We start from the raw sequence: 20,782 nt of genomic DNA, 5'->3' as shown, positions 1-20,782 counted from the left end.
GCCCGCAAACTCGCCAGAATCGCCTTTGCCCTGATGCAGACACAGACGACCTACCAACCCCGGGGATAAGCCGTCATTGACATAGAATCTCCTACAGGTTTGCACGAGGCACGGCATGTCCTGGCGGATTCATCCGCGATAGCCGAACCTTCCGGCGCGGTTCGCGGATAAGATCCGCTCCTACGCTGCGCCACCCACGCCATTCCCCTGTAGGAGCGCGCCCTGCGCGCGATTCGCGGGCAGGGCCCGCTCCTACAGGTTTGCACGAGGCACAGCATTCCCTCGTAGGATGGCGTTGAGCGAAGCGATACCCATCAACCCGTCCGCGCCAGGCGCCGTTGCCGGCGGCGCAGACGCCGCGCCCGGCGCTCCAGCCACAGGTAGACCAGGCAGGCCAGGAACAGCGGCACCAGGAAGTACAGCACCCGGTAGCCGATCAGCGCCGCCAGCAGGGGGCCGCGGCCCAGGTGGTCGTGGAGGATGGCGATGAACACCGCCTCCAGCACGCCCAGGCCCGCCGGCACGTGCAGCACCACCCCGGCGATGCTGCTGATCAGCAGGGTGGCCAGCACCTCGGTGTAGCTGGCCTTGTCCGGCAGCAGCACGCTCACCAGCAGCGCCATCAGCGACCAGTTGGCCGCCCCCATGGCGCCCTGCAGCAGCGCCAGGCGCCAGCTCGGCAGGGCCAGGCTGAACTGCCGCCAACCCCAGGCGCGGCGCCGGGCGTAGCGGCAGGCCAGGGGGTAGGCCACGCCCAGGGCCAGCAGCAGCGCGCCGATCAGGCGCAGGCCGTTGCGCCCCACCGACCAGTCGTCCGGCAGGTCGGGGTAGCCGCTGGCGAACAGCGCGCCGGCCAGCAGCAGGTAGCCGTACCAGTTGGTCACCAGGCTGAAGCTGAGGATGCGGGTGATGTCCGCCGCGCTCATGCCCAGGCGGCCGTACAGGCGGTAGCGCAGGGCCACGCCGCCGACCCAGGAGCTGAGGTTGAGGTTGAAGGCGTTGCACACGAAGGCCACGGTGAACACCCGCCGCACCGGCAGCGGGTGGCCGATGTAGTAGCGGCTGAGCACGTCGAAGCTGCTGAACACGCCATAGCTGGCCAGGCTGATGCCCAACCCCAGGAGCAGAGTAGTGGCGCGGTACTCGCTGAGCAGGTGGAATACTTCCCCCCAGTCGGTGGCGCGGATCAGCAGGAACAGCAGCACCGGCAGCAGCGCCAGCAGGGCGATGGAGAAGCCGCGCCGGGCCAGCTTCCAGGCGCGCCTGTGTTTCTCCCGCGGCGCGGCGGCGTTCATGGGCGCACCCGCGGGGCGTCCGCCGCCGGTTCGCCTTCCAGGCCCCGCGGCGAGCGCAGGCGCTGGCGGTGCGCCGGCAACTGCCCGGCGATGGCCGGGAAATGCCGCAGGAAGTGGAAGCTGAGGAACACCAGGGGCGCGCGCCACCAGTAGCCGCGGCGCGCCACCTTGCGGGTGATGCGCCGGCAGTTGTCGCGGGCCAGGGCGTCCAGGTGCGCCTGCAGTTCGTCGGCGAAGCGCGCGTCGTCGATCATCAGGTTGCCTTCCAGGTTCAGCGACAGGCTCAGCGGGTCCAGGTTGCTCGACCCCACCGTGGCCCAGCGCCCGTCGGCCACCGCCACCTTGCCATGCAGCGGGCGGTCGCAGTACTCGTAGATCTCCACGCCGTCGCGCAGCAGGGTGTCGTAGAGCAGCTTGCTGCACAGGCGCACCAGCGGCATGTCCGGCAGGCCCTGGAGGATCAGGCGCACCTTCACCCCGCGCTGCGCGGCCTGGCGCAGTGCCCGCAGCAGGCGGTAGCCGGGGAAGAAGTAGGCGTTGGCGATGGTCAGCCGCCGCCGCGCGCCCTGGATCGCCGCCAGGTAGTGCTGCTCGATGGCCGTGCTGCGCGGGCCGTTGTCGCGCAACACCAGGCAGGCGCGGGCCTGGCCGGCCAGCGGCGGCAGGCTGGGCGGCACCCAAGCCGGCGCGCTGCCGTACTCGTGCAGCAGGGCCAGGCTGGCCTGGCGGATGTCCCGCGCTACCGGGCCCTGCACCTGCACCGCCTAGTCCTGTTTGGCCATGGCGCCGAAGTCGGCCAGGTGGTCGGCGCTGAAGTTGATGCCGCCGACGAAGGCGGTGCCGCCGTCCACCACCAGCAGCTTGCGGTGCAGGCGGCGGAACAGGTTGGTGCGCAGGCCCAGCAGGCGCGGGCGCGGGTCGAACAGGTGCAGGCGCACTCCGGCCTCCAGCAGGCTGCGCACGTAGTCCCGGCCCAGGTCGGCGGTGCCGTAGCCGTCGACGATCAGCTCGACGCGCACGCCGCGCCGGGCCGCCGCCAGCAGCGCCTTGCGCAGGGCCAGGCCGACCTTGTCCTCGTAGATGATGAAGGTTTCCAGCAGCACCTCGCGCCGGGCCCGGGCGATGGCCTCGAACACCCGCGGGTAGAAGGCCTCGCCATTGACCAGCAGTTCGATGCGGTTGCCCGCGTGCCAGCGCTCGTTCATGGGCTCACCTCGGCGAGCAGCGGCAGATGGTCGGACAGGTGCGGCCAGGGGCGGCTGCCCAGCACCTGGCTGCTGCGCACCCGCAGGTTGCGCAGGTAGATGCGGTCCAGGCGCAGCAGCGGCCAGCGCGCCGGGAAGCTGCGCGGCGCGCCGGCCTTGTCGGCGAAGGCCGGCGCCAGGCCGCAGCCGGCGAGCAGGGCGCCGGCCTGGCAGCGCCAGTCGTTGAAGTCGCCGGCGACGATCAGCGGCGCCTGGGCGGGCAAGCCTTCCAGCAGGCGGCAGAGCAGCGCCAGTTGCTGCCGCCGCTGCGCCTCGCGCAGCCCCAGGTGCACGCACACGGCATGCAGCGGGGCGCTGCCCGGCAGGTCGATGCAGGCGTGCAGCAGGCCGCGCTCCTCGTTGCCGGCGATGGAGATGTCGTGGTTGTCGTGGCTGAGGATCGGGTAGCGCGAGAGCAGGGCGTTGCCGTGGTGGCCCTCGGGGTACACCGCGTTGCGCCCGTAGGCGAAGGCCGGCCACATGCTGTCGGCAAGGAACTCGTAGTGCGGCTTGGCCGGCCAGCCGGGGTGGCGCCCGGCGTGCAACTGGTGCTCGCCGTGCACTTCCTGGAGGAACACCAGGTCGGCCGCGGTGCCGCGCACCGCCTCGCGCAGTTCGTGGAGGATGAAGCGGCGGTTGAAGGCGTTGAAGCCCTTGTGGGTGTTCACCGTCAGCACCCGCAGCGACGGGCCGCTGGCCAGCGCCGGGCCGGCGCCGGTGTTGGCCGGCTGGTTCATGTCCAGTCCTCCGCCGGTTCGCCCGGCACCTGCTGCTGCGGCAGGCGCACGTCGAGCAGCTGCATGAGGCGGAAGGCATCGAAGGGCGCGCGCACCTTGATGTCGTTGTCGAAATAGCAGTACAGCTCGCGGTGCCGGCGGTCGCCGCGCTTGTCCGCGTCGATCAGCTCGGCGTCGGCGGGCTGCAGGCCGTTGCGCCACAGGCGGATGCGCTCGCTCCAGCGGCGCAGCGCCGCCTCGCCATAGCCGCTGGCGTACAGCTGTTCGGCGCCGTGCAGGCGCAGGTAGGTGAAATCCGGGGCGGTGAGGTCCTCGGCGTAGGGCCACTTCGAGGGCGCGTCGGCCATCACCAGGGCCACGCCGTGCCGGCGCAGCTGGTCGGTGAACTCGGCGCTGCAGAAGCTCTTGTGGCGCACCTCCAGGGCATGGCGCAGGGCGAAGCGCCGGCCCGGCGAAGGCGCCTCGTGGCGCAGGCGCGCGTCCGCCGAACCGGCCAGTTCGGCCGCCGCATGGCTGTCGCGCGGCAGCAGGGCGAGGAAGGCCTCCAGCAGCTCGCCGTCGTAGGCCAGGCTGGGTGGCAGCTGCCAGAGGAAGGCGCCGAGCTTGTCGTCCAGCTCCAGCGGGCCGGAGGCGAAGAAGTTGGCCAGCCCCTGCTGCGGCTCGCGCAGGCGCCGCAGATGGGTGACGAAGCGCGGGCCCTTGACGCTGAAGCGAAAGCCCGCGGGCGTCTGTCCCTTCCACTGGCGGTAGCGGCCGGGCGTCTGCAGGCCGTAGAAGGAGCCGTTCAGCTCGATGCTGGCGAAGGCATGGGCGGCGTAGCGCAGCTCCTCGCGCTGGGGCAGGCCCCTGGGGTAGAACTCGCCGCGCCAGGGAACGTAGCGCCAGCCGGAAATACCGATGTACAGGCCGTCCGTACCCATGGCGTCACTCCGCGGCGGGCGGCGCCGGCGGGCGGACGTGTTCCTCGTCGCCCTCGGTGGCATGTTGGCGCTGCGGCTGCAGCTCCACCTTCACCCAGCCGGTCTGGCGCTGGTCGAAGGCCTCGAAGGCGGCGATGGCGTCGCTGATGGGCTTGACCTGGGTGAGCACCTTGGCCGGGTCGATGCGCCCGCTGAGCACCAGTTCGATCAGCTGCGGGATGTACTTGCGGTGGTGGCAGTTGCCCATCTTCAGTGTCAGGTTGCGGTTCATCGCGATGCCGATGGGGAAGGTCCGCGAGTCCGGCCCGTACACGCCGATGATGCCGAGGGTGCCGGCCTTGGCCAGGCCGGCCACCGCCCAGTCGAGTACCTGGGCCGGCGCGTTGCCCGGCGTCCAGGGCGTCTCGTGGCCTGCGCCGGGGGCCGGGGTGACTTCGCCGTGGCTGCGCTCGGCGTCCACCCCGACGGCGTCGATGGCGCGGTCCACGCCGATGCCGTCGGTGAGCCAGAGCAGCGCCTGCACCGGGTCTTCGCGTTCGAAGTCGATGACCTCCGCGCCCTGCTGGCGGGCCATGTGCAGGCGGTCGGGGTGGCGGTCGACGGCGAACACCCGCGCGGCGCCCTTGAGCAGCGCGCTGGCGATGGCGAACTGGCCCACCGGGCCGCAGCCGAACACTGCCACGGTGTCGCCGATGCCCACCTCGGCCAGCTCGGCGCCGAACCAGCCGGTGGGGAAGATGTCCGAGAGCAGGATCGCCTGGTCGTCGCCGATCTGCGAGGGCAGGCGGATCAGCCCGATGTTGGCGTAGGGGATGCGCGCCTTCTCGGCCTGCAGCCCGTGGAAGGCGCCGTTGGCCTCGGGGCCGCCGAAGAAGGCGGTGCCGGCGCGCTGGCCGCCGGGGTTGGCGAGGTCGCACTGGGCGTAGTAGCCGGCGCGGCAGTACACGCAGTTGCCGCAGGCGATGGTGGAGGGGATCACCACCCGGTCGCCCACCTGCAGGTTGCGCACCTCGTCGCCCAGCTCCTCGACTATGCCCACGCCCTCGTGGCCGAGGATGGTGCCGGGCTTCATGCCGCCCACGCTGCCGCGCACAAAGTGCAGGTCGGTGCCGCAGATCGCCGAGGCGGTGAGGCGCACGATGGCGTCGTTGGGCTGGTGCAGCGTCGGCTCCGGGACCTCGTCCAGGCGGATGTCGCCGACGTCGTGGAATACCACAGCTTTCATGTCGTTCTCCCCGCTATCCGGCCGGCCACGGCCCGGGCGGCGCCGTGGCCAGGGGCTGGTCAGTGGGCCTGGGCCACGCCGCGCAGCACGGTGTCGCTGGCCTTGGCATCGCGGCAGGCGGCGATGTTGCCGAGGGAGACCACGCCCACCAGGCGCTTCTCGCGGCTGAGCACCGGCAGCCGGCGCATCTGGATCTGCGCCATGTTGCTGGCCACGTGCTGCACGTCCTCGTCCTCGAAGCAGTAGTGGATGTCGCCGCTCATCACCCGCGACACCGGGGTATCCACGCCCAGGCCGGCGGCCACCGCGCGGATGACGATGTCGCGGTCGGTGACCATGCCCACCAGGCGGTCGCCGTCGTTGACCAGCAGCGCGCCGCTGTCGATCCGCGCCATGGCCGCGGCCGCCTGGTGCAGCGGGGTGTCGGGGGCGGTGGTCTGGACGTTGCGCGTCATGATTTCGCTGATTTTCATGCTGTCCTCCGTAGCGGTTGCGGTTGGGGCGCCTTCGCGGACGCCTATAGCTTCCGACTGGGCGGTTGGGGCACCGTTCAGGTGGATTTCATGGATTGTTTCGGGGTTGTTCGGCGTGGGCGGATAACGCAGCGTCAGCCGGAGAGTCCAATCGCGGACGTGTCTTGCGAAAGTGCTTTTCGTAGGATGGGTTGAGCTTGCGAAACCCATGCGGTCATGGTGATGGGTATCGCTTCGCTCAACCCATCCTACGGGTGGTGTGTTTGCCGGGGAGGTAGGTGCCGGGGTCAAGAGCACCCTCACCCCAGCCCTCTCCCGGAGGGAGAGGGGGCCGTTCGGCGTGGCTGGATAACGCAGCGTCAGCCGGTGATCGTAGGGCGCATAACCGTTCGCGGTTATCCGCCGCCTGGCCTTGGCCACAGGGCGCGCCGGATCCGAACCCGAAGCGTCCGTTTCCGCGCGCTCGGGCTGGACCAGGAGGCCAATCGCAGGCGGCGTTCGCTCTACGAAGCCGTGGTGATGGGTATCGCTTCGCTCAACCCATCCTACGGGTGTGTTTGCCGGGGAGGTAGGTGCCGGGGTCAAGAGCACCCTCACCCCAGCCCTCTCCCGGAGGGAGAGGGGGCCGTTCGGCGTGGCTGGATAACGCAGCGTCAGCCGGTGATCGTAGGGCGCATAACCGTTCGCGGTTATCCGCCGCCTGGCCTTGGTCACAGGGCGCTCCGGATCCGAACCCGAAGCTTCCGTTTCCGCGCGCTCCGGGCTGGACCAGGAGGCCAATCGCAGACGGCGTTCGCTCTACGAAGCCGTGGTGATGGGTATCGCTTCGCTCAACCCATCCTACGGGTGTGTTTGCCGGGGAGGTAGGTGCCGGGGTCAAGAGCACCCTCACCCCAGCCCTCTCCCGGAGGGAGAGGGGGCCGTTCGGCGTGGGCGGATAACGCAGCGTCAGCCGGTGATCGTAGGGCGCATAACCGTTCGCGGTTATCCGCCACCTGGCCTTGGCCACAGGGCGCGCCGGATCCGAACCCGAAGCTTCCGTTTCCGCGTGCTCCGGGCTGGACCAGGAGGCCAGTCGCAGGCGGCGTTCGCTCTACGAAGCCGCGGTGATGGGTATCGCTTCGCTCAACCCATCCTACGGGTGTGTTTGCCGGAGGTAGGTGCCGGGGTCAAGAGCACCCTCACCCCAGCCCTCTCCCGGAGGGAGAGGGGGCCGTTCGGCGTGGCTGGATAACGCAGCGTCAGCCGGTGATCGTAGGGCGCATAACCGTTCGCGGTTATCCGCCGCCTGGCCTTGGCCATAGGGCGCGCCGGATCCGAACCCGAAGCTTCCGTTTCCGCGCGCTCCGGGCTGGACCAGGAGGCCAATCGCAGGCGGCGTTCGCTCTACGAAGAGCGGAAGGGCGGTTCCGCGCAGCCGCCACGGCTCCTTCAGCCATCCCCATCCTTGCGCAACACGAACAACGCCAACGACCTCGCGCCCATCTCGAACGCCGCATCGAACCCGTGCACCAGCCCGTCGTCCAGCGCCGGCGGATCGGCCATGGTGTCCAGCAGACACTGCCAGTCGCGCCCCTGGGCCACGCCGGGCAGTTGGAACTGCAGCGCCTCATGGTGGGCATTGAGCAACAGCAGCAGGGTGGCATCGGCCCCGCTGCGGCGGATGCCGGTGGGCTGCGCGCGGCCGTCGAGGAGCATGCCCAGGCAGCGGGCCTGGGGCGTTTCCCAGTCCTCCTGGGTCATCTCGCGGCCGTCGGGGGCCAGCCAGGTCACGTCCTTCACCCCCAGCTCGGCGTTGTACTCGCCGACCAGGAAGCGCCCGCGGCGCAGGATCGGGTAGCGCCGCCGCAGGCGGATCAGGTAGCGGGTGAAGGCCAGCAGCTGGCGGCCCTCGTCGTCGAGGTTCCAGTCGATCCAGCCCAGTTCGTTGTCCTGGCAGTAGACGTTGTTGTTGCCCTGCTGGGTGCGGCTGAACTCATCGCCCGCCAGCAGCATGGGGGTGCCCTGGGACAGCAGCAGGGTGGCCATCAGGTTGCACATCTGCCGCAGGCGCAGCTGGCGGATCGCCGGATCGCCCGTGGGGCCTTCCTCGCCGTGGTTCCAGGAGCGGTTGTCGTCGTGGCCGTCGCGGTTGTCCTCGCCGTTGGCCTCGTTGTGCTTGTGGTCGTAGGACACCACGTCGCGCAGGGTGAAGCCGTCGTGGGCGGTGATGAAGTTGACCGAGGCGTAGGGCCGCCGGCCGCGGTGGTTGTACAGGTCGCCGGAGGCGGTGAGGCGCCGCGCCAGGTCCGGCAGCTGGCCCTCGTCGCCGCGCCAGTAGCTGCGCACGGTGTCGCGGAAGCGGTCGTTCCATTCCACCCAGCCGGGCGGGAAGCGGCCCACCTGGTAGCCGCCGGGGCCGCAGTCCCAGGGTTCGGCGATCAGCTTGCGGTGGCTGAGCACCGGGTCCTGGCGGCAGGCCACCAGGAAGCTGTGGCGCTCGTCGAAGCCTTCGGCGTAGCGGCCGAGGATGGACGCCAGGTCGAAGCGGAAGCCGTCCACGCGCATTTCCGTGGCCCAGTAGCGCAGCGAGTCGGTGACCATCTGCAGCACGCAGGGGTGGCTGAGGTCGAGGGTGTTGCCGGTGCCGGAGTCGTTGACGTAGTAGCGCCGGTCGTCGGCCTGCAGGCGGTAGTAGGAGACGTTGTCGATGCCGCGCATGCTCAGCGTCGGACCCAGTTCGTTGCCCTCGGCGGTGTGGTTGTAGACCACGTCGAGGATCAGCTCGATGCCGGCGTCGTGCAGGTGCGCGACCATCTCCTTGAACTCGTTGACATGGCCGCTGGCCAGGTAGCGGGCGTGGGGCGCGAAGAAGGCGATGCTGTTGTAGCCCCAGTAGTTGCTCATGCCCTTTTCCAGCAGGTGCTTGTCGTCGAGGAAGCCATGCACCGGCAGCAGCTCCAGGCTGCTGATGCCCAGGTGGCGCAGGTGCCCTAGCAGCTCGGCGTTCATCAGCCCGGCGCAGGTGCCGCGCAGGCGCTCGGGTACCGCCGGGTGGCGCATGCTGATGCCGCGCAGGTGCGCCTCGTAGATCAGCGTCTCGTCCCAGGGGATGCGGGTGAATTGCTGCTCGCCCCAGGTGAAGGCCGGGTCTATGACCTTGCACCTGGGCACGAAGGGCGCGCTGTCGCGGGTGTCGAAGCTCAGGTCCGCGTCGGCCGAGCCGATGGTGTAGCCGAACAGCGCCTCGGACCAGCGCAGCTGGCCCACCAGTTGGCGGGCGTAGGGGTCGATCAGCAGCTTGTTGGGGTTGAAGCGGTGCCCGGCGTCCGGTTCGAAGGGGCCGTGCACGCGGTAGCCGTAGATCTGCCCGGGGTGGGCGTCGGGCAGGTAGCCGTGCCAGATCTCGTCGCTGTACTCGGGCAGCTCGATGCGTTCCAGTTCGCGCTTGCCGCTGGCGTCGAACAGGCACAGTTCGACGCGGGTGGCATGGGCCGAGAACAGGGCGAAGTTGACGCCCAGGCCGTCCCAGGTGGCGCCCAGGGGGAAGGGGCGGCCCTCGGTGACTCGCGAGTGCGAGCGTTTGCTCATGGGGGTTTCCTCTGCTGGCCGGTGGTTCGGGGCGGATGCATGGATCAGCCCTCGTCAGGGCGCTCGGGATCGGCGGCGGGCAGCTTGCCCTTGCGCCGTGGCGGTTTCTGCAGCAGCGCCGGTTTCTCCGGCGGCTCGCCAGGAGGCTCGCGCTGGGCGAGCTGTGCCTGCTCGGCCTCGGCCAGGCTGCGGGCCATGCGCCAGTGGCGCTCGGCCTGGCCTTCGGGGCGGCCCTCGGATTCCCATATCTGGTGGGCCAGTTCGCGGACGCGCGCTTCGTCGATCTTCATGGGCTTGCCTCCTGGTGCTCGTCGACGCTGATCAGCAGGTTGACCGGCAGTTCGCCCAGCAATTCGGCCACCGCCAGTTCGCCGTGGTCGTCCCGGTGCCCGGCGGCCAGGCCCTGCCATTGGCGGTCGGCCAGTTCGGCGGGCAGGCGCACGCGGGTGTCGCCCCAGCGTTCGGGCGGCACCTGCGGCCTGTCTTCCAGCAGGCCCGCGCACAGCCGCGGCACCAGCACCAGCAGGTGCCGGCCGGCCTGGCTGCGCAGGAAGCCGAAAAGGCAATCGGTGTGCTCGCCGTGCAGTTCGAGCGGCTGGTAGCTGCCCTGGCTGAACAGCTGCGGCCAGCGCCGGCGCAGTTGCAGGGCCTGGCGCAGCAGGGCCTGCTTGATGCGTCCGTCGCGCCAGTGCTGCAGCAGCTGCGGCCAGTCCGGCTGCGCCTGCAGGGCGGGCTGGCGCCGGGCGTAGTCCGGCGTGCGGCGGTTGTCCGGGTCCACCAGGCTGAAGTCCCAAAACTCGCAGCCCTGGTACAGGTCCGGCACGCCCGGGGTGGTACAGCGCAGCAGGCACTGCGCCAGGCCGTTGAGGGCGCCGGCGGGCATCAGCGCCCGGGCCGCCGCGGCAATGGCCTGGCGCAGCGCCAGGCCGGCGGGTTGCAGGAGCAGGGCGTCGAGGAAGTCCGCGCAGGCGCTTTCATAGGCCTGCACCGGCGCGCTCCAGTCGGTTTCCAGCTTGGCTTCGCGCAGGGCCTTGAGTTGCCATTGGGCGATGCGCGCGTGGTAGGCGCGCAGCCCCTCGGCGTCGTCTTCCGTCAGGTCGTGAGGCCAGTTGGCCAGCAGGCATTGGTAGAGGATCAGTTCGTCGCCGCCGCTGGGCGCGTGGGGCGTTTCGGGGTGGCGCAGGGTCGCGGCCAGGGGCCGCCACTGCGCTACCTGCTCGGCGAACCAGGGCGCGCGCTCGCTCAGCGCGGCCAGGCGGGCGCGGCAGTCCTCGCCGCGCTTGTGGTCGTGGGTGGCGGTGGCCAGCAGGGCGCGGGGGAATTCGGCCAGGCGCGCCTGGCAGGCGGCGTGGAAGTCCGCCGGCGGGGCCGCCAGGCGCTGCGGGTCGAAGCCCACGTCGTTGCGCCCCAGGGCCGCGGCGTGGCGGTAGCAGGCGGTGTCTTCCAGGGCCTTGGCGGCGATGGGCGGGGTCAGCTGCTGGAAGCGCGCCAGCACCTGCCGGCGCTTCTGCCGCAGCGGCCCGGGCGGCACCGCGCGCAGCGGCTCGCCGCCCAGCACCCGGTCGAGCCAGGCCAGGGTGCGGCGGTCGTGCTCGTCCAGCCGTTCGGCCGCCAGCGCGCGGGCCTGTTCGAAGTAGCGCCGGTCCTGCGCGGAGCGGCCGCAGGCGCCGGCGTAGCTGCGGTACACCGGAAAGGCCCGCAGCAGCTGGAACAGTGCGCGGCGGATGGAGCCCAGCGGCAGGTCGCGGCTGGCCAGGTCGGTGCGCGCCAGCTGCCAGAGCTGCTGGGCCATGCCTTCGAGGTCGCCGGCGAAGGCGCCGCGCAGCACCCATTCGCGGGCCGCCAGGCGCTCTTCGTCGAAGCCCTGGCGGCGGCCGCTGGTCTGCTCCCAGAGCGCGCGCAAGGGGATTTCGCCGCGCGGGTCGTGCTGCAGCAGCGACACCTGGTTCATGAAGTCGTAGCCGCTGGTGCCGTCCGCCTGCCAGTCCGCCGGCAGGTGTTCGCCGGGGGCGAGGATCTTTTCCACGTACAGCGGCGCGGCGCCGTCGCAAAAGGCGCGGCGCAGGCGCCGGCAGTAGCCGCGCGGGTCGGCCAGGCCGTCGACGTGGTCGATGCGCAGGCCGTCCACCAGGCCTTCCTGCATCAGTTGCAGGAGGTAGGCGTGGCAGGCGCCGAACACGTCCGGCAGCTCCACGCGCAGGCCGACCAGTTCGTTGATGTCGAAGAAGCGCCGCCAGTTGATGTCGTCGGCCGCCACCCGCCAGTTGGCCAGGCGGTAGTGCTGGTGTTCCAGCAGGCGGTGCAGGGGGCGCCAGTCCTGGCCTTCGGTCACCCGGTAGAAGCCCAGCAGGCGTTCGCGCAGGGCCGCATCGCCCAGCAGCGCGGCCAGGCGCCGGCACAGCGCGGTGGCCAGGACGCGGGCCTGGGGGTGGCCGCGCAGCTCGGCGAAGCGCGGCGCCAGTTCGTACAGCGGGCCCTGTTCGGCGTGCACCAGGATCATGCCGTAGCTGGCCGGGCACACCGGGAAGCAGTGCTCGCCATAGTGCAGCTGGAAGCAGCCGGCGTGCTCGGCGAAGCCCAGGCGGATGCGCCCGGCCTGCAACTCGTCGAGGTAGTCGCCGCCCAGGCAGGGCAGCAGCACCTGGCGGTCCAGCAGCGGGTCGTCGCTGCGCCAGTGGATGTCGAAGAAGTGCGCGTAGGGGCTGGCCAGGCCCCACTTGAGCACGTCCTGCCACCAGGGGTTGGCCTGGCCGATGCGCATGTGGTTGGCCACGCTGTCGACGATCAGCCCCATGCCGCGCAGGCGCAGGCCGCCGACCAGCCGGCGCAGGGCCGCCTCGCCGCCCAGTTCGGGGTTGATGCGGGTGGGGTCGACCACGTCGTAGCCGTGGCCGGAGCCGGGCTGGGCGGTGAGCAGCGGCGAGGCATAGAGGTGGCTGATGCCCAGCTCGGCGAAGTAGTCCAGCCAGGGCAGGGCGTCGTCCAGGGTGAAGTCGCGGTTGAACTGCAGGCGCAGGGTGGCGCGGATGGCGTTCATCGCTCGCCCTCCCGGCGCGCCTGGTCCAGCCGCTGCAGGCGTGCGTCCACCGCGGGGATGTCGAGCATCTGCCCGGCCTGCGCCGGGTAGCGCCGGCGCCAGTTCGGGTGCTCGTCGCCGGGGCCGGGCAGGTTGGGCTGCTCGACGCTGCCCAGGGCGTCCTCAAGGGGCAGCAGCACCAGCGGCGCCGGGGTGCGGCCGACGAACTCGATGGCGCCATCCAGCGCTTCGTGACCGATGCCGTCCTCGTCCAGCGCCCGGGCCAGGCCCTGGACCTCGCGCTGGCGTTCCTCGCGGTCCTGCCTGGCCTGCTCCCCGCTGCGCTGGCCCAGGCGTTCGCGCCAGTCGATGTCGTGGCCCTGGCGCCAGCCTTCGAGGCTCGGCAGATCGTGGGTGCTGGTGGTGGCCAGGGCCTCGGCGGACCACTGCCGTGGGGCGTGGAAGTGGCCGCCGGCCTGTTCGAAGAGCAGCACCCGCATGCCCAGGATGCCGTGTTCGGCAAGGCGCTCGCGCAGGCCCTCGGGAATGGTGCCGAGGTCTTCGCCGACGATCAGCGCGCGCGCCTGCCAGGCTTCCAGGCAGATGAGCCGGAGCAGGTCGTCCAGCGGGTATTCCAGGTAGGCGCCGGCCTGCGGCGGCGCGCCCTCGGGGATCACCCAGAGGCGGCGCAGCCCCAGCACGTGGTCGATGCGCAGGCCGCCGGGGTAGCGCAGGTTGGCCCGCAGCATCTCGATGAAGGCGCGGTAGCCGTGCAGGCGCAGGCCGTGGGGCGAGAAGGCGCAGATGCCCCAGTTCTGCCCGGCGCGGTTGAGCACGTCGGGCGGGGCGCCGACGCTGACCCCGGCCAGCAGTTCGTCCTGGCGCATCCAGGCCTGGCTGCCGCGCGGGTCGGCGCCCACCGCAAGGTCGGCGATCAGGCCGATGCCCATGCCGGCGTCGCGCGCGGCCCGCTGGGTGTGTTGCAGGCTGCGCGCCAGCAGCCACTGGCAGAACTGCTGGAAGTCGATTTCCTCCGGCTGTTCGAGGAGGAACCGGCGCACGCCCTCGGCCTCCGGGCGGCCATAGGCCGCCGGCCAGTGGCGCCAGTCCAGGCCATCGCCGGCTTCGACGCGCCGGCGTTGCAGGGCCTGGAAACAGCAGTGCTGCAGCAGGGCCTCGCCGCCGTCGCGGCGGAAGCGCTGGAAGTCGCGGCGCAGGCCGGCGTCGGCCCGGGCGAAGCTGGCGTGCAGCTGGCGCAGCAGGCGTTCGCGGGCCCGGGCGCTGCCTGGCCAGTCCACCAGGGGCAGGCTTTCCAGTTCGTGCAGTTCCCCGGCGAGCCCGGCCTCGGCGATGGCCCGGTCCACCGCGGCCTGGCCGAACACCTGGCGCGGCGCGGCGTGCAGTTCGTTGAAGAACAGCCGGCTGGACGGCGAGTAGGGGCTGTAGGCCTGGCGGGCGGCGGCGAACATGGCGTGCAGCGGGCTGATGGCCAGGGCGTCGGCGCCCTTGGCGGCGGCGCTGCGGGCCAGGGCCTCCAGCGCGGTGAGGTCGCCCAGGCCGCCGTCGCCGGGCTCGCGCAGGGCGTACAGCTGCGCCGCCAGGCCCCAGGCGCGCCGGCGCCCGCCGCACAGTTCCGGCACCTGGGGGCAGCGCGGCGGGGCGACGGCCAGAGTCAGTTCGCGCTCGGCCAGTTGCAGGCGGTAGTAGCCGCATTGCGCCAGCGGGGGCAGGGCGGTGGCTTCGTCCAGGCGTCCTTCGATGTCTTCGCCGCGCTCGGGGATCAGCCGGAAGGCCTCGTTGGGCCTGGCCAGGCGGTCCAACCGTAGCGGCCGGCCCTGGTCGAGGGTCAGCAGCGACGGCGGCGCGGCGCGCTCCTGGCGCACCAGGGCGAGGCTCTGGCGCAGCTGTTCGGGGCTCTGCGCCGGCAGCCCCAGGGCCTCCAGCACCTGGCGCAACACGTCGGGGCCGGCCTGCTGCGGGCGGTTGTCGGCGTCCACCCAGTCGGGCTTCAGGCCCACTTCGCCGGCCAGGTCGCGCAGCAGCGCATCGCTCATGGGCTTTCCTCCAGGCTCAGGGCCAGGCTGCCGGGGGCGAGCCGGCCGGCGCGGTAGTCGGCGACTTCCTGGCCTTCGCAGAAGAGGATCTGCGCCTGCGCCGCCGGCGCTTCGACGAAGACTTGCTCGCTGCCCAGGTTGAGTTCGATGCGCCACAGGCTGCCATCGCCCAGGCGCCAGCGCGCGCTGACCGCCGCCTCGCCCAGGGGCACCGCGCCCAGCGCGCGGGTGCCGCCCAGGCGCGGGATGAGCCAGGCGTGGCGCAGCTCCAGCAGGCGCCGGTAGTGGGCGCGCCAGTTGCCGTCGGCGTGCTCCGGGCGCGGCCGCGAGGCGACGAAGGTCTCGTAGTCGTTGGGCTCGGGGATGGCGCCGGAGAAGCGGCCGAAGGCGGCGAACTCCTGGCGCCGCCCGTCGCTGACCGCCTTGGCCAGCTCGCCCTGGTAGTCGGTGAAGTACAGGAAGGGGTTGCGCTCGCCCCATTCCTCGCCCATGAACAGCATCGGCACCATGGGCGCCAGCAGCACCAGGGCCACCGCCACGCGCAGGCGCTCGGGGCGGCTCAGGGCGACCAGGCGCTCGCCCAGGGCGCGGTTGCCGACCTGGTCGTGGTTCTGCAGGAAGGCCACGAAGGCCAGCGGCGGGAGGTCCGCGCTGGGCTCGCCGCGCGCCCGCCCGCGATGGTCGCGCTGGCCCTGGAAGACGAAGCCTTCGCCCAGGCAGGCGCACAGCTTGGCGGTGGTGGCCTCGGCGTAGTCGGCGTAGTAGCCCTCGCGCTCGCCGGTCAGCAGGTGGTGCAGCACGTGGTGCAGGTCGTCGTTCCACTGGGCGTCGAAGCCCTTGCGCAGCAGGCTCGCCTGGTTGTCCTCGTTCTCCAGTACCAGGTGCAGGTGGCGGCCCTGGGCGGCGGCGCGGGCGCGCCCGGCCAGCTCGACCAGGAAATCCTTGTCGGCGATGGCGTGCACGGCGTCCAGGCGCAGGCCGTCGACGCGGTAGTCGTGCACCCACATCTCGGCGTTGCCGATGAAGAACTCGCGCACCGCCGGGCGGGCGAAGTCGATGGCGTGGCCCCAGGGCGTGGGCTGCTCGCCGAAGAAGCCCGAGGCGTACTCGCCCAGGTAGTTGCCCTGGGGGCCGAAGTGGTTGTAGACCACATCGACGAAGACCATCAGGCCCAGCAGGTGGGCCTGGTCGATCAGCCGCTTGAGGTTTTCCGGCGTGCCGTAGGCCGCGGCCGGGGCGTAGGGCAGCACGCCGTCGTAGCCCCAGTTGCGGCGCCCGGGGAAGGCGCCCAGCGGCATCAGCTCGATGGCGGTGACGCCCAGCTCGACCAGGCCCGGGAGGAAGTCGAGCAGGGCGGTGAAGCCGTCGAACAGGCCCACGTGCAGTTCGTAGAGCACCGTTTCGTGCCAGGGCCGGCCGCGCCACTCGCGGCTCTGCCAGGCGTAGGCGGTGTGGTCCAGCACCAGGCTGTCGGATTCCACGCCGCCGGCCTGGACCCGCGAGGCCGGGTCGGCCAGCGACAGGCGCTCGTCGATGCAGAAGCGGTAGGCGCTGCCGGCCGCGCAGGGGATTTCCAGGCTGTACCAGCCGTCGTTCAGGGCCTGCATGGGCAAGCGGCTGCCGTCGCCCAGCTGCAGGTCCACCCGGCGCGCGTCCGGCGCCCAGAGGGCGAAGCGCGTCAGCCCGTCGGGCTGCGGCAGGGCACCGGCGCGGGGCAGTTGGCGGCTCATCGGCGCACGCTCGCGGGCAGCTCCGCGAGCAGGTCGCGGTACAGCCGGGTGTAGGGACGGGCCGCCTCGCTCCAGTAGGGCGGGGCCTCCATGGCCTTGCAGCGCATGGCGTTGAGCAGCTCGGGGTAGCGGTAGATGTTCAGCGCGCGCTGCACCGCCTCGAAGTAGCTGTCCGCGTCGCCCTCGCGGAACAGCAGGCCGGTGACGCCGTCGACGATGGTGTCGGCCAGGCCGCCGGTGCAGCGGGCGATGGGCAGCGAGCCGAAGCGCTGGGCATACATCTGGCTCAGCCCGCAGGGTTCGTAGCGCGAGGGCATCAGCAGGAAGTCGCTGGCGGCGTAGATGCGCCGCGCCTGGGTTTCGTCGAAGCCGATGCGCACGCCCACGCGGCCGGGGTAGCGCTCGGCCAATTGGGCCATGGCCTGTTCCAGCGGCGGCTCGCCGCGGCCGATAGCCACCAGGCGGCCGCCGGCCTCGATCATGCGGTCGGCGATGGCCAGGGTCAGGTCGATGCCTTTCTGCTGCACCAGGCGCGAGACCACGGCGAACAGCGGGCCGCGCCCGGGCAGCAGGCCAAAGCTGCGCTCGACGTACTCGGCATTGCGCCGCTTGCCCTGCAGGTGGCGGGCGTCGAAGCGCGCGACGAGGTGCGGGTCGCTGCGCGCGTCCCAGCTGGCGTCGATGCCGTGGGTGATGCCGCTGAGGCGGCCCTCGCGGTGGCGCTGGGCGAGCACGCCCTGCAGGCCGCAGCCGAAGGTTTCGCCGGTGATCTCGCGGGCGTAGGTCTCGCTGACGGTGGTGATGTGGCTGGCATGGTTGAGGCCGGCCTTGAGGAACGACAGCCGGCCGTAGAATTCCATGCTCTCCGGCAGCCCGGCGTGCTCGGGCAGGCCCAGTTCGGCGCAGCAGCCCAGCGGGCAGGCGCCCTGGTAGCCGAGGTTGTGGATGGTCAGCAGGCTGGGCGTGGCCTGGCCGCGCCAGGCCATGTAGGCCGGGGCCAGGGCGCTGGGCCAGTCGTTGACGTGGAGCAGCTCGGGGCACCAGCCGGGGGTGGCCAGCCCTGCGGCCAGGTCGGCGGCGGCCAGGCTTAGGCGGGCGAAGCGGATGTGGTTGTCCGGCCATTCGTTGCCGGCGTCGTCGCCGTAGGGGGTGCCCTCGCGGTCGTAGAGTTCGGGGCAGATCACCACGTAGACGCGCAGGCCGTCGTCCAGCTGCAGCTCGCCGATGTCGCAGGGCGGCAGCGCGGCCAGCCCCGGCAGGTGGCCGACCACCTTGCAGGCCACCGCGCCCTTGAGCACCTGGCGGTAGCCGGGCACCAGCACGCGGATGTCGTGCTCGGCCAGCAGCGCCCGCGGCAGGGCCGCGGAAACGTCGCCCAGGCCGCCGGCCTTGACGAAGTCGGTGAGCTCCGATGTGACGAAGAGGATCCGCCTGCGGCGCCTGGGCGCGACTTCCGCCGTGAGGGAAAACGGTGGCAGCTCGGGTGGGCAGGGGTCTTCCAGGCGCGCATCGGCCAGCAGGTTTTGCATCTTCCGCTTCCTCTTTGCAGTGGGCCGGGCAGTCCTGCCGGCCGCATGGGGTGGTCGCCTTCGCGGGCGGCCTCTTCCGGGGGACCGGAACGCACGGCGCGAAGTTTCGATTTTCTGCCGGGGCAGGCCGGCGGGGCATGGGGATCGCCATTCTTTCGGTCTATCTATTGCGCAAGAGCGGAAAGCAGGCTCCGTACCAGGCGGTGCGCTTGTGGTAGGCCGTTGATTCGAAAGGGTAAAGCGAGGGTTTGATGGCGTTGTGATGCGGGCGTGTTGCACGACCCAGGTGGAGGTGCCGCGCATTTTGCAGGGGTGGTGGGGAGGGGCATTCTGAGTGGGTTGTGGTCCGTGGGAGCCGGTTGCTTCGACCTGGGTGTTCTGCGCCGCACCGAGTCTGCCCGACCGTCTTGTTTCGCCCCCTCGGGCGAGTCCCTTTTGTCAAACGCCACAAAAGGAACCAAAAAGGCTTGCCCCGCATACGGGCCCGATGGAGCCGGGCTACCCTCGCGAATTCCCCCGCCACGGAGGCCCGCCCCGAGGGTACGTCCCTGTAGCCCATCGGGGCTCTCGCGACATCCATGTCGCATGACCTCCTGAGCGCGGGTTTCGCTCGGCCTTCTGAAGGGGCGTTTCGGAGTGCGCGGATGTTTCTCTGGAAGTCCGAATCGCGGACAAGATCCGCGGTTCCAGGAAGCACGGGCGTAGGAGCGGACCTTGTCCGCGATTGGATTCACCGGCCACGCCGGACACCCCGGTGGCACGAATGGCCCCCTCTCCCGCTTGCGGGAGAGGGCTGGGGTGAGGGTGCTCTTGATCCCCGGCACCTATCTCCGCGGCAAACACACCCGTAGGATGGGTTGAGCGAAGCGATACCCATCACCACGGCAGCATGGGTTTCGCAAGCTCAACCCATCCTACGAAAAGCGCCTCGGCGCGGCCTGCAAGACATCTGGCGTATCTGCGCTTCGCGGTCCTGGTCCATCGTCCTGTCCTCGCTTCATCGGGCGTGTAGAACCACTGACTGCGGGCACAGTCGAGTGTTCATGTGCCACGCACGAAGGGAGCGGCCGCATGATCCACGCCGAGAACCGCCGTATCGTCATCGCCACCTCGCCGCAGGCCGAACCGGCGCCCGAGGATGCCTGCAGCAACCGCGAACTGGCTCGCTGGCTGGCGGAAATCCAGGGGCTGGAGTTCTTCGACGGCCCGCCCGCGGAACGCGACCCGCGGCGGCGCTACTACTGGGTGCCCAGCGAGACCCTGGTGGGCCGCGAGCAGGCCCGCCAGCTGGGCGTGCAGGGGCCGCTGGATTTGTTCGGCGGCTACGTCGAGCAGGCCCACCAGGCCGGCAAGGCCATCGTCCACCCGCTGATCGAGCAGGCCGCGCTGACGCCCAAGGGCTGGGCGGCCGGTTTCGCCGAGCGGGTGGCGCCGGTGGTGCTGGACGGCCACAGCGCGTTCTGCCGCCAGGACGCCTGGCGCTGCGCCAGCGCGCGCCTGCCGCGGGGGCCGCAGCGGCTCAAGCCGGCCGGCGCGCGCGGCGGCCTGGGGCAGCGGGTGGTGGCCGATGCGGACGAGCTGGAAGCGGCGCTGGCGGCCTACGACGAGGCGGACTACCTGGCCGGCCTGGCCATCGAGGACGACCTCGGCGAGGTGCGCACCCACAGCGTCGGCCAGGCCCAGGTCAGCGGCGTACTGCTGTCCTACCACGGCTTCCAGCAGCAGAACCGCAACACCCGCGGCGAGCTGGTCTACGGCGGCTCCAACCTGCTGGTGGTGCGCGGCGGCTTCGACGCCCTGCTGGAGCTGGACCTGGCCGCCGAGGTGCGCCTGGCCATCCAGCAGGGCCGGGCCTTCGACCGGGCCGCCAGCCAGTGCCTGCCGCATTTCTTCGCCTCGCGGCGCAACTACGACGTCGCCCAGGGCATCGATGCCGCCGGCCGCGCACGCAGCGGCGTGCTGGAGCAGTCCTGGCGCGTCGGCGGCGCCAGCGGCGCGGAGCTGGCCGCGTTGCAGGCCTTCGTAGCCGATCCGGCGTTGCAGGCGGTGCGTGCTTCGTCCTTCGAGATATTCGAGGACAAGGCGCTGCCGGCCAATGCCCGGGTGATCTACCGCGGCCCCGACCGGCGTGGCGACTTCCTGTTGAAATACGCCATGGTGGAGGACCTATGACGCCTTATGACGAGCGCGTCGACATCGATGTCGACTCCCTGCGCCTGCAGGGCAACTTCCTCAGCCCGCGCACCCACGTGCCCGGCGTGCTCTTCGTGCACGGCTGGGGCGGCAGCCAGCAGCGCGACCTCAAGCGCGCCCGGGGCATCGCCGGCCTGGGCTGCGTGTGCCTGACCTTCGACCTGCGCGGGCACGGCGCCGAGGAGCGCCAGCGCGAGTGGATCACCCGCGAGCACAACCTGCGCGACCTGCTGGCCGCCTACGACCGCCTGGCCGCGCACCCGCAGATCGACCCCGAGGCCATTGCCGTGGTCGGCACCAGCTATGGCGGCTACCTCGCCTGCATCCTCACCGAGCTGCGCCGCATCCGTTGGCTAGCCCTGCGGGTGCCGGCGCTGTACCGCGACGAGGACTGGGACCGGCCCAAGCGCGAGCTACCCCGCGACGACCTGATGGCGTACCGCTCCAGCCGCGTGCCGGCGGCGAGCAACCGCGCCCTGCGCGCCTGCGCCGCCTTCACCGGCGACGTGCTGCTGGTGCAGTCGGAGCACGACGATTTCATCCCCCGCGCCACCATCCTCAGCTACCGGGCCGCCTTCCAGCAGACCCACTCGCTGACCCACCGGATCATCGACCAGGCCGATCACGCCCTGAGCACCGAGCTGGCCCAGGACGCCTATACCGACATCCTGGTGCGCTGGATCACCGAGATGGTGGTGGGCGAGCGCGCCAACCGCCTGGTGCTGGGCTGACGCACGCCGGGGTGCTCCTTTGGGCGGCCAGGGAGGTGCGCCCGGCGAAGCTGTGCTTTGCTGAA

General features: G+C 71.3%; 13 protein-coding genes and 1 pseudogene. 2 read left to right on the top strand and 12 right to left on the bottom strand.

Features of this window, described 5'->3' with window-relative positions; genetic code table 11:
• Positions 1 to 314: 314 nt before the first annotated feature.
• From RN02_RS23070 to glgA, 12 genes and pseudogenes are all read right to left on the bottom strand, one after another.
• On the bottom strand, positions 315 to 1,295 hold the full coding sequence (locus RN02_RS23070; protein ID WP_043317132.1) for a lysylphosphatidylglycerol synthase domain-containing protein: 981 nt from the start codon (positions 1,293 to 1,295) through the stop codon (positions 315 to 317).
• Positions 1,292 to 2,500, bottom strand: a pseudogene (gene clsB, locus RN02_RS23065) (cardiolipin synthase ClsB). Before clsB ends, RN02_RS23070 begins: the two are co-directional and overlap by 4 nt.
• A complete protein-coding gene (locus RN02_RS23060; RefSeq protein WP_052267805.1) occupies positions 2,497 to 3,276 on the bottom strand; it encodes an endonuclease/exonuclease/phosphatase family protein in 780 nt (259 codons plus the stop codon). Before RN02_RS23060 ends, clsB begins: the two are co-directional and overlap by 4 nt.
• Complete coding sequence (locus RN02_RS23055; RefSeq protein WP_043317129.1) at positions 3,273 to 4,196, bottom strand: DUF72 domain-containing protein; 924 nt, start codon at positions 4,194 to 4,196, stop codon at positions 3,273 to 3,275. The genes RN02_RS23060 and RN02_RS23055 overlap by 4 nt, the downstream gene beginning before the upstream one ends.
• Positions 4,197 to 4,200: 4 nt before the next feature.
• A complete protein-coding gene (locus RN02_RS23050; protein ID WP_043317127.1) occupies positions 4,201 to 5,421 on the bottom strand; it encodes a zinc-dependent alcohol dehydrogenase in 1,221 nt (406 codons plus the stop codon).
• A 59-nt stretch (positions 5,422 to 5,480) separates the two neighbouring features.
• Positions 5,481 to 5,894 (bottom strand): CBS domain-containing protein, encoded by a 414-nt coding sequence (locus RN02_RS23045; RefSeq protein WP_043266424.1) that lies wholly within the window; start codon positions 5,892 to 5,894, stop codon positions 5,481 to 5,483.
• 1,431 nt (positions 5,895 to 7,325) lie between these two features.
• Positions 7,326 to 9,464: a glycogen debranching protein GlgX gene (gene glgX / locus RN02_RS23040; RefSeq protein WP_043317125.1), complete on the bottom strand. Its 2,139-nt coding sequence runs from the start codon at positions 9,462 to 9,464 to the stop codon at positions 7,326 to 7,328.
• 44 nt (positions 9,465 to 9,508) lie between these two features.
• A complete protein-coding gene (locus RN02_RS23035) occupies positions 9,509 to 9,754 on the bottom strand; it encodes a DUF2934 domain-containing protein (protein ID WP_009619832.1) in 246 nt (81 codons plus the stop codon).
• Positions 9,751 to 12,501, bottom strand: a complete 2,751-nt coding sequence (gene treY / locus RN02_RS23030) for a malto-oligosyltrehalose synthase (RefSeq protein ID WP_043317123.1) — start codon at positions 12,499 to 12,501, stop codon at positions 9,751 to 9,753. The genes RN02_RS23035 and treY overlap by 4 nt, the downstream gene beginning before the upstream one ends.
• On the bottom strand, positions 12,498 to 14,534 hold the full coding sequence (malQ, locus tag RN02_RS23025; RefSeq protein ID WP_043317121.1) for a 4-alpha-glucanotransferase: 2,037 nt from the start codon (positions 14,532 to 14,534) through the stop codon (positions 12,498 to 12,500). The genes treY and malQ overlap by 4 nt, the downstream gene beginning before the upstream one ends.
• Entirely contained in the window at positions 14,531 to 16,264 is a 1,734-nt protein-coding gene (gene treZ, locus RN02_RS23020; protein ID WP_043317119.1) for a malto-oligosyltrehalose trehalohydrolase, read from the bottom strand. The genes malQ and treZ overlap by 4 nt, the downstream gene beginning before the upstream one ends.
• Positions 16,261 to 17,793 carry a glycogen synthase GlgA gene (glgA, locus tag RN02_RS23015; RefSeq protein ID WP_009619836.1) on the bottom strand — a complete coding sequence of 511 codons (1,533 nt, stop codon included), beginning with the start codon at positions 17,791 to 17,793 and terminating at the stop codon, positions 16,261 to 16,263. Before glgA ends, treZ begins: the two co-directional genes overlap by 4 nt.
• A 1,071-nt stretch (positions 17,794 to 18,864) precedes the next feature.
• Between glgA and RN02_RS23010 the strand changes: the two genes are divergently transcribed.
• Both RN02_RS23010 and RN02_RS23005 read left to right on the top strand, forming a co-directional pair.
• Positions 18,865 to 19,965, top strand: a complete 1,101-nt coding sequence (locus RN02_RS23010; protein ID WP_043317118.1) for a DUF3182 family protein — start codon at positions 18,865 to 18,867, stop codon at positions 19,963 to 19,965.
• On the top strand, positions 19,962 to 20,717 hold the full coding sequence (locus tag RN02_RS23005; protein WP_043317116.1) for an alpha/beta hydrolase family protein: 756 nt from the start codon (positions 19,962 to 19,964) through the stop codon (positions 20,715 to 20,717). The genes RN02_RS23010 and RN02_RS23005 overlap by 4 nt, the downstream gene beginning before the upstream one ends.
• Positions 20,718 to 20,782: the final 65 nt, after the last annotated feature.

The sequence above is a fragment of the Pseudomonas sp. PI1 genome (assembly GCF_000812405.1).
GTDB lineage: Bacteria > Pseudomonadota > Gammaproteobacteria > Pseudomonadales > Pseudomonadaceae > Pseudomonas > Pseudomonas citronellolis.
Note: the sequence above shows the minus strand (reverse complement) of the source record. Positions and strands in the feature narration are given on the sequence as shown.